We start from the raw sequence: 3,317 nt of genomic DNA on the forward strand, positions 1-3,317 counted from the left end.
CAGGCCACCGCCCCCGCCGAGACGCAGCAGCTCCTCCGGCTCGGCGGGGGCGGTGGCCTGCGACTGCCGCTGGTACCTGGAGCTGGAGTGGAGCTCGGAGGGGCGCCGGGGCACGGTCCGGATCGGGGACGAGGACGGCGCACCCTTCAGGACGAGCGGGGCGAAGGGGCGGCCCGTACACGTGTACGACTCCGTGGGGCGGGCCTGGATCACAGGCGATGAGTCTGGACAGGGTGGGTGACCGCTGGGTAACTTCGTTGGCGACAGCCTGAGCAAGCGCTTAGACAATTGGGCCCGCACACCGGAGGAGCCGCACCGTGCGCCGTACCGTATTCAACGAGGACCACGAGGCGTTCCGGGAGACCATCCGGGCCTTCATCGAGGCCGAGGTCGTCCCCGTCTACGACGAGTGGTTCGCGGCCGGTCAGGCGCCGCGCGAGTTCTACGACAAGCTCGGCGAGCTGGGCGTCTTCGGCATCAACGTGCCCGAGGAGTTCGGCGGCGCGGGCCTGGACACCCACAAGTTCGAGGCCGTCCTCTACGAGGAGACCTCGCGCGCGGGTGTGCAGTTCGGCGGCTCCGGTGTCCACGTGCTGCTCGCCCTGCCCTACATCAAGATGCTCGCCACCGGCGACCAGAAGAAGCGCTACCTGCCGAAGTTCGTCACCGGCGAGGAGATGTGGGCCCTCGCGATGACCGAGCCGGGCACCGGCTCCGACGTCGCGGGCATGAAGACCACCGCCAAGCTCTCCGAGGACGGCACCCACTACGTCCTCAACGGCTCCAAGACCTTCATCACCGGTGGCGTCCACGCCGACCGCGTGATCGTCTGCGCCCGTACGTCGGCCCCCTCGGCCGACGACCGCCGCTTCGGCATCTCCCTCTTCGCCGTGGACACCAAGTCCGAGGGCTACTCCATCGGCCGCAAGCTGGACAAGCTCGGTCTGCGCACCTCCGACACGGCCGAGCTGGCCTTCGTCGACGTCAAGGTGCCCGTCGAGGACCTCCTCGGCGAGGAGGGCAAGGGCTTCTCCTACCTCGGCCACAACCTGGCCTCCGAGCGCTGGGGCATCGCCTTCGGCGCGTACGCGCAGGCCAAGGCCGCCGTGCGCTTCGCCAAGGAGTACGTGCAGGACCGCACCGTCTTCGGCAAGCCGGTCGCGCACTTCCAGAACACCAAGTTCGAGCTGGCCGCCTGCCAGGCCGAGGTCGACGCCGCCGAGGCCGTGGCCGACCGCGCCCTGGAGGCCCTGGACGCGGGCGAGCTGTCCCCGGCCGAGGCCGCGAGCGCCAAGCTCTTCTGCACCGAGGTCGCGCACCGCGTCATCGACCGCTGCCTCCAGCTGCACGGCGGCTACGGCTACATGAACGAGTACCCGATCGCGCGTCTGTACGCCGACAACCGCGTCAACCGCATCTACGGCGGCACCAGCGAGATCATGAAGTCGATCATCGCGAAGTCGATGGGCCTCTAAACCCAGGTGCCCGACACACACAACGCCCTGGATGCCCTGCTCGATCTGCTCGACCTGGAGCGGATCGAGCGGGACATCTTCCGGGGTGAGTCCCGCTCCGCGCTCGTCCCCCGCGTCTTCGGCGGCCAGGTGGCCGCCCAGGCGCTGGTGGCGGCCGGGCGGACGGTCCCCGAGGACCGGCTCGCCCACTCCCTGCACGCGTACTTCCTGCGCCCCGGGGACCCGGGCGCCCCGATCGTGTACACGGTCGACCGCATCCGCGACGGACGCTCCTTCACCACCCGCCGGGTCGTCGCCGTCCAGCACGGGCAGCCGATCTTCCACCTCTCGGCGTCGTTCCAGACGTACGAGGAGGGTCTTGACCACCAGGCGGACATGCCCGCCGCGCCGGACCCGGAGTCGCTCCCCACACCGGCCGAGATGCTGCCCCGTCACCTCCCCCGCGAGGTCGCGGACCGGCTGATCGAGGCCAGGGCGGCCGTCGACCTCCGCTACGCCGAGGTCCCGCCCTGGGGCGCGGTCGGGGAGCCGCGCGAGCCACGCTCGCAGGTCTGGTTCCGCACCAACGGCAAGCTGGCCGACGACCCTCTCCTCCACGTCGTCCTCGCCACGTACGTCTCCGACATGACGCTGCTCGACTCCGTCCTGCTCGCGCACGGGCGGGGCGGCTGGGCCGTCGGGGACGTCGTCGGGGCGTCCCTGGACCACGCGATGTGGTTCCACCGCCCCTTCCGGGCCGACGAATGGCTCCTGTACGACCAGGAGTCGCCGACCGCGTCCGGCGGGCGCGGCCTGGGCCAGGCCCGGATCTACACGCAGGACGGCAGGCTCGCGATCTCGGTCATCCAGGAGGGTGTCGTTCGCGTGCCGCGCTGACGACCGGACATAGCGTCCGGTCCATGGCGGAACAGAGCGAGAGCACGTTCACGGTGATCGTGGCGGCGGTGGCCAACCTGGGGATCGCCGCCGCCAAGGCCGTCGCCGGTCTCGTCAGCGGATCCAGCGCGATGCTGTCGGAGGCCGCCCACTCGGTCGCCGACACCGTCACCGAGGTCATGCTGCTCACCGCGCTGAAGCGGAGCGAGAAGCCGGCCGACGAGGACCACCCGCTGGGCTACGCGGGCGAACGGTACGTCTGGGCGTTGCTCGCGGCCGTGGCGACCTTCGTGGGCGGCGCGGTCTTCTCGGTCTACGACGGCGTCCACACCCTCACCCACGGCGAGGAGCTGGGCGACCCGCTCATCTCGTACATCGTGCTGGGCGTCGCCTTCGTCCTGGAGGGCTACTCCCTGCGGACCGGCGTCAGACAGGTCAAGGCCGAGGCGGAACGGGCCCGGGCCCCCTTCGCCCGCTACCTCCGCCTCACCCCCGACACCACCGTGAAGGCGGTGGTGATGGAGGACTCCGCCGCCCTGGCCGGCCTGATGCTCGCGGCGGGCGGCCTCCTCGGCGTCCAGATCACCGGCTCCAGCGTCTGGGACGGCATCGCGTCGATCCTCATCGGCGTGCTGCTCGTGTACGTGGCCTGGGTCCTGGGCCGCTCCAACGCCGAACTCCTCATCGGCCGGCCGCTGCCGAAGAACGTGCGGGCCGAGGTCCGCGAGGAGCTGCTCTCCGTCCCGCACATCGTGGACGTCCTCGAACTGACGACCCTCATCCAGGGACCGGGCGAGGTCCTGATCGCGGCGAAGGTCGACTTCCGGGACGTGGCGTCGGCGGAGCAGGTGGAGTGGGCGTGCGAGGACGCGGAGTCGCAACTCCGCGAACGCTTCCCGTCGATCCGCCGCGTCTACCTGGACCCCACCCCGGCCCTGCCCCCACACCCGTCTCTTATACACACCT

At 70.7% G+C, this 3,317-nt stretch carries 4 protein-coding genes; 3 read left to right on the top strand and 1 reads right to left on the bottom strand.

The genetic code is table 11. From position 1 onward, the window contains the following. Nucleotides 1-213, bottom strand: a 213-nt coding sequence (locus AOK00_RS41495; RefSeq protein WP_055603278.1) for a hypothetical protein, incomplete at its 3' end; no start/stop codon positions are given. 104 nt (nt 214-317) lie between these two features. On the opposite strand from AOK00_RS41495, the gene AOK00_RS29480 reads away from it, so the two are divergent. The 3 genes from AOK00_RS29480 to AOK00_RS29490 form a co-directional block, all read left to right on the top strand. Further along, nucleotides 318-1,475, top strand: coding sequence for an acyl-CoA dehydrogenase family protein (locus AOK00_RS29480; RefSeq protein ID WP_055603279.1), 1,158 nt, complete (start codon nt 318-320; stop codon nt 1,473-1,475). Between the two features lie 6 nt (nt 1,476-1,481). Then, nucleotides 1,482-2,351 carry an acyl-CoA thioesterase gene (locus AOK00_RS29485; RefSeq protein WP_055603280.1) on the top strand — a complete coding sequence of 290 codons (870 nt, stop codon included), beginning with the start codon at nt 1,482-1,484 and terminating at the stop codon, nt 2,349-2,351. 23 nt (nt 2,352-2,374) lie between these two features. Continuing rightward, nucleotides 2,375-3,317, top strand: a 943-nt coding sequence (locus tag AOK00_RS29490; protein ID WP_055603281.1) for a cation diffusion facilitator family transporter, incomplete at its 3' end; no start/stop codon positions are given.

This window comes from Streptomyces aureus (assembly GCF_001418135.1).
Taxonomy (GTDB): domain Bacteria; phylum Actinomycetota; class Actinomycetes; order Streptomycetales; family Streptomycetaceae; genus Streptomyces; species Streptomyces aureus_A.